The following is a 5,577-nucleotide window of genomic DNA, read 5'->3' as shown; positions in this document are numbered from 1 at the left end:
ACCAAACACGTCGATTACGGTCAGATCGAAACCGTACTCATGCGGGCCGACGTTTACCGGACGGCCTACAAGCGCATGAGCATCATTGCCTTTGCCCTGCTCGTCGCCGCTGTTATCGCGGTGCTTGCGGCTGTCAGCCTTGCGCTGACAAAGCCGGAGCCACGCTATTTCGCGATGACGGCCGACGGGCGCATACAGCCGCTCATTCCCCTTGATCAGCCGCATTTGAGCGCGGCTGAAATCACGACCTATGCCGCAGAGGCGGTCACGCGCTCGTTCACCTATTCCTTCGCGACCTATCAACAGGATTTCCAGGACGCGCAGCAATATTTCACGAAGCCGCAAGGCTGGAACTCGTTTGTCGATGCCGTCCAGAAATCCGGCACGCTCGACCTTGTGAAAAACCGCCGTCTCAATACGACAGCGATCGCACAGCGCGCCGTCATCGTGCGCGAAGGCGTCGGTTCCAACGGCATCTACGAATGGATCCTCCAGATGCCGGTGCGCGTGACCTACCAGTCCGCATCGGAAGTGACCGGCCAGAACCTGATGGTCACGGTCACTTTGCAACGCTTGCAGAGCTATGAACACCCGCGCGGCGCGGCGATTTCCCGCTTCCTCGCGGCCCCCGGAGGTGCTTGATGAAAACCTTGGCCGCCAATTTTGCTTTCCTGTTGGCCTTGAGCGGATCGGCCCTCGCGCAGCAGGCCGCGCAGCCAGCCCCGTCCTACGCCCCTCCTCAGCCGGACGTCGCGGCCGAGCTGCCCGAGCAGCCCGAGCAGCCCGCGCCACAAACTCCGCCACAGGGCCAGCAGCCCGCGATCCAGGGCCAGCCTGCCCCTTCCAGGTTCGGCGAGGCAGATCCAAACCAGGTCGAAGAGCGGCAACCGCGGCAGCCCTCCACTGTCCCAATCATTGGCGCCCGTCGTTTGCTGCAGTCCCTCTCCGAACTGGACCGGCCATTGACGCCGGAAGAGATCACAGCTTACGGCGCGACCGTCCAATCCGTCATGCCGATGAACCCCGAACTCATTCGGGACTACCGCAAGCGGATCGACGATAGCCAGAAAGCCGCAGCCATGCCGCCGAACGGCGCGCGCGCGACGCCGATTTCGGATTCCTTGCGCATGTCGCTCAAGTCGAACCAGCCCCTCCAAACGCTGTACACGACGCCCAACACCGTTTCAGTTATGGCCTTCTATGATCGAACCGGCAAAGCATGGCCCATCGCCAGCTATGTCGTCGGACGGGCTGATTCCTTTCAGGTCTATGCCCTGCAGGAAGGTTCCAACCAGCTCGCGGTGACGCCACTTGTCTCTCACGGCTATTCGAACCTGATCATCTCCCTCGTCGAGGAAGATCGACCGATCGTCATCAATCTCGAAACGAATGATACCAGGACGCACTTCCGGAGAGACATCACGATCGAGGCTTACGGTCCCAACGCCGAGATATCGCCCACGACCGTTGCGACCAAGACGCCGCCCTCCGACGGCATCATGATGGCATTCGCCCAGGGCGCCGACCTGCCCGAAGGGGCGATATCCATGCGGGTATCCGATCCGGAGGTCGAAGCCTGGTCCTATAAGGGCGATCTCTACATCCGAACGGCGAACACACTCATTTCGCCGTCTTGGTCCTCCGCCCTGACAGGGCCGGGAGCCGTCCATGCCTACCGCCTGAAACCGACGCCAGTCGCGCTCGTCTCGCGAAATGGCACTATTTCCAGAGTGAGGATCGCGCAGTGAGCGACACGAACGACGAAACCGCCAAGAATCCTTCGACGGAACGGGAGGATGCAGCCCCGGAACTTGCCGGAGCAGCGACCGTCAACCGCTCGTCTCACAAACGCGCATCACGGGTTCAGACTTACGTCGTCATTGGCTTATTGGCGTCTGCTGTGGGCTATGTCGGTTATTCCATGCTGAGCAAGAACGAATTGTCAGCGTCCCGGCTGTCGCGCGCTCCCAATGTCGATGCGACCCCGGCAGGCCAACAGCAGGCAGAGTCGGAACGCTATCAGCAGTCGCTTGACACGGTAAATCAGCAAGGGGCGCGAACCGCCGCTGAAAGCGGCGGAAGCTTCCTGCCGACGCCGGACGAGCCGTTGCGCAATGTTGACGATGTCCGGGACGTGACCAAGGAGCCCCTACCCCGTCAACGGCCGGTCGCTCCCCCCAACCCACAGCCCACACAGGCCATTGAGCACGTGACGCCGGATCGCCGGCGTCAGATGACGCCGGACGACTACACCGACATCAACAACCTGGCGGCGGCCATGAGCGGGCAAGCCGCAGGCCTCGTCCAGCAATGGTCGCCGAAGGAATCGGTCAACACCATCGTTCTCAACCAGACGCTCTACAAATCGCCAGAGCAGCGGCTTGCAGAGCAGCAGGCCGCCGAACAGGCGGCGCTTCAAGGATATGGCGGCACGGTCGATGGTTCGAACATGTTGATCCGGGCCGGCCAGATTATTTTCGCACGCACCGTCAACGCGTCCGATTCCGATACGCCCGGGCCGGTCGTCGCCGAAATCTTCCAGCGTGGACCTCTCTATCGCGCCCGCTTGATCGGCTCCTTCCAGCAAAACCGGAACACCAATGCCCTGATCGTGGAGTTCGATCGGATCGTGATGCCGAACGGCGATGAGATTCCGACAGCCGCTTATGCGGTCGACGGTGCGAAAAGCTCCATTGCCGTCAAATCCGGCGTAGATCAGCGATGGCTTGCCCGCTACGGCCCGCCCCTTGCCGGCGCGTTTATCTCCGGCCTGGGCGAGGTCATGTCCCGCCCATCCCAGGACGTCATTATCGGAAGCAACACCACCACGGTCGTCAATCGCGAGGCCGAGCTAAAGGACGCCCTTTATGCCGGCGCCGGCCGGGTTGGCGACCAGCTCGCCAGCGAGATCGAGGATATGGCGCCAAGCGGACCGCTCGTGAAACTTGGAAGCGGCTACACGATCGGCGTCCTGTTCATGCAAGGCGTGCCCGACTTGCAGAACCAGGCTAATTCGATAGCAAATCGATGACCGAGCCAGAAACCGACGACGGCAACCGTTTCAAGAACAGGATCCATTGGCGCGACTCCATGCGAGAGCCGCGCCTGATGATCTTCGATGCCCGACTGGTGTTTTTCTTTCTGCTGCTTGCGGTCCACTTGGCGGTCTGGACCGCCTTGTTGCTGCTTGCGGCCATTTGCGTCTTTTGGCTCGTCGAGCGAGCCGGATACCGCTTGCCGAGTGCGTTGAGGACCGTACGGGCGACCTTCGCCGGCATCCGCCGTCCTGCCTTCTATCAGCGGCGTTATCGCGAGGCGGTAGACTATGGTTTCGAGTATCGCCGAACCCCCTTTCCCTCTTTCGCCAACCCCGTCCCGCTCGCCCCAATGAGTGTTGGTGTCGTGAATGAGGTCAATTCCACCCTGTTGGATGACAAACCGGCCAAAGTAGCTGAGCCGGCCGAGTAAAATCCCAGTCACTAAAGAAGCCGCCGTCGTCGCCTAGGCAGATGTGGGCTCCGGCCGATTGAAGGAAGAGGTAAGCATATGAATTTGGAAAAGTTATACGGGATGGCGCTTGCACTCGCTTGCTCCCCTGCGATCGCCCAGGACGTGAAATTCGATGTTTTCGGAATTCAGGTCGGTGCTACGCCGGCAATCGTGAGCGAAGCTCTCACTGGAAAGGGCTTTTCGATGTATCGGGAGTTTTCATTCATCTTGACAATTGACCGATGAGCAGGTGCCGAGCCTTGATAATGCCCGGTCTAACGCAGCGATGTTCGTCTCCGAGGTCATCGCATTGCTGAGGGACTTGCGCAAATGAGCAGAGAGCGTCTGTCGATAGATCTCGACGAGTTCAAGCCAGAACCGAAAAAGGTCGATCCGCACACCAAAGCGGCCGTCGAGCAGGAGGCCGAAAATAACGGCTTCAAAACCCGGCATGCCGCCGAACCGGCGCGCAAAGCACCCGCTCCCAAGCCTGCGCCGGATGTCGTGCCGGCCCAAACAGAACGCGAGGGCGAGCCTCGCCGGCGCGGGCGCAAGCACACCACCAACCGCAACACGCCGTTTGCCGTGAAGCTCAAAGCCGAGACAAACAACATGATTTGCGACTATGCCGATCGGCTCGAATGCACTGCGATCGCGGATGTGATCGAACTCGCACTCGGCGCACTCCAAAAGGAGCTGGACGAGGGGATCGATCCTCGCGCTCGCGCAGCCGTCAAGGAATGATCGCGGCCGGGGCATGGGAGGGATGCAAACGCTCACCCGAGCCATTATGGCGCCAACGCTTTCGCGGCGGATCTATGCCCGGCGCGCTGCGCTCGCCGGGCTCCTTATCGCCGCGACGCTGTTCTTTGCTCTCATTCAAGGTCATCTCGCACGATCGCTCACCCCGCCGATCGTGATCGCCATGCTTTGCTTTGCGGCGCTCTTCAGCGGGCAGCTCGCCACCATCCTGGCCACGTGGATGCGAAACCCCTTCCTGTCATCCAGAACCGGCTATTGCCTCATCTTTCTAATCGCCCTTATCCTGTCGCCTCTGCTTGCGCCGACAATCCTTGCGCTTTCCGCCATCCATTTCCTTCGAGCCTCGGGTTAAGTCGAAGGAAAGCCGAACCAGCTCAGCAAAAAGGCATCGAAGATGACCGATTTCAAGAGATTCGCTAAGTTGCCGACGCTCGTTGGAGACGCGGAACGTCAGGCGCAGGAGGACATGGCGCTGATCGCACGCGGCGAAGAAATCGATCTGCCGTGGCGTAGGCTCCGCGTCCTGATCGATTACGGCCTGGTCGAAATTACGACCCCTGTTCTCCTGGGCGGCGCGCTTGCCGGAAGCCGAACTTCGATCTCATGGACGCCAGAGGGTACGCAGTTCATGGGCCAAGCCAGCCAGGGAAAGCGAGCGATTGCATGAAAAGCATCTTCGCAAACGAAGTTGATCCAGAAAAAGCAATAGAAGTTGCCATCAAGCTTTATGGAAACGAAGCTACGACCGCTGTGGCGTAGTGTGCGCTTGATGCCTATACCGATGGTCGAGAAGGATGACGATAAGTTCTGGTTCGATATTTTCGCCCGTCTAAAGGGCATTCCGTTGTCGAACAGCAAGCATTGACGCCTATTGTTAGCCTTGTCTTCGTAACTTGCAGGGCATTGAATACACGGGTTAACCTTCTTAACCGAAGCCATCACGCCCTTAGCTTCAGATTAGAGACGGCTGTTGGAATATCGGGCGTCTGCCCCTGGCAGCGCGTCCTATTCGCCGGTTAAACCGGCTCACCGAACCCTCCGCACCGCTCGCCAGCCTTCGCAACGGCGTTCCCGGGCTTTTGCTCCGCAAGCCCATCCTCTGCCTGCTTCATCAAGGCTCCCGATACGTCCGTTTCGGCCCATTCGGGTGACGGCCGACTGACGCATCAGAAAGGCTGCGGCGAGCGCCGCGAAGCTTTCTCCATCGGGGGAGAGATCGGCCGCCGGTCTCTCCCCCGCAACAGGCAAAACCGGTCTCCCCGTCCTTCCGCGCTCGAGCCCGCCGGCGACGCCGGCGAGCCCTCCCTTGTGCAGGACCAGGTGCGC

General features: G+C 60.4%; 8 protein-coding genes. All 8 read left to right on the top strand.

Features of this window, described 5'->3' with window-relative positions; all coding sequences use genetic code 11:
* The coding region (locus EOA79_RS29020) for a type IVB secretion system apparatus protein IcmL/DotI (protein WP_348631871.1) at positions 1-642 on the top strand (642 nt) is incomplete at its 5' end.
* The gene (locus EOA79_RS29015; RefSeq protein WP_206639286.1) at positions 642-1,748 is read left to right on the top strand and encodes a DotH/IcmK family type IV secretion protein; all 1,107 of its coding nucleotides are present in this window, start codon (positions 642-644) and stop codon (positions 1,746-1,748) included. The genes EOA79_RS29020 and EOA79_RS29015, both read left to right, overlap by 1 nt.
* On the top strand, positions 1,745-3,031 hold the full coding sequence (locus EOA79_RS29010) for a DotG/IcmE/VirB10 family protein (RefSeq protein ID WP_128161112.1): 1,287 nt from the start codon (positions 1,745-1,747) through the stop codon (positions 3,029-3,031). The genes EOA79_RS29015 and EOA79_RS29010 overlap by 4 nt, the downstream gene beginning before the upstream one ends.
* Positions 3,028-3,468: an IcmT/TraK family protein gene (gene icmT / locus EOA79_RS29005; protein ID WP_206639285.1), complete on the top strand. Its 441-nt coding sequence runs from the start codon at positions 3,028-3,030 to the stop codon at positions 3,466-3,468. Before EOA79_RS29010 ends, icmT begins: the two co-directional genes overlap by 4 nt.
* A gap of 78 nt (positions 3,469-3,546) precedes the next feature.
* Positions 3,547-3,735 (top strand): hypothetical protein, encoded by a 189-nt coding sequence (locus tag EOA79_RS29000; protein WP_128161110.1) that lies wholly within the window; start codon positions 3,547-3,549, stop codon positions 3,733-3,735.
* 84 nt (positions 3,736-3,819) lie between these two features.
* Positions 3,820-4,233: a hypothetical protein gene (locus EOA79_RS28995; protein WP_128161108.1), complete on the top strand. Its 414-nt coding sequence runs from the start codon at positions 3,820-3,822 to the stop codon at positions 4,231-4,233.
* Between the two features lie 46 nt (positions 4,234-4,279).
* Entirely contained in the window at positions 4,280-4,603 is a 324-nt protein-coding gene (locus EOA79_RS28990) for a hypothetical protein (protein WP_128161106.1), read from the top strand.
* A gap of 42 nt (positions 4,604-4,645) precedes the next feature.
* Positions 4,646-4,918: a hypothetical protein gene (locus EOA79_RS28985; RefSeq protein WP_128161104.1), complete on the top strand. Its 273-nt coding sequence runs from the start codon at positions 4,646-4,648 to the stop codon at positions 4,916-4,918.
* The last annotated feature ends 659 nt before the right edge of the window (positions 4,919-5,577 follow it).

The organism is Mesorhizobium sp. M1A.F.Ca.IN.020.03.2.1 (genome assembly GCF_004023205.1).
Lineage (GTDB): Bacteria > Pseudomonadota > Alphaproteobacteria > Rhizobiales > Rhizobiaceae > Mesorhizobium.
Note: the sequence above shows the minus strand (reverse complement) of the source record. Positions and strands in the feature narration are given on the sequence as shown.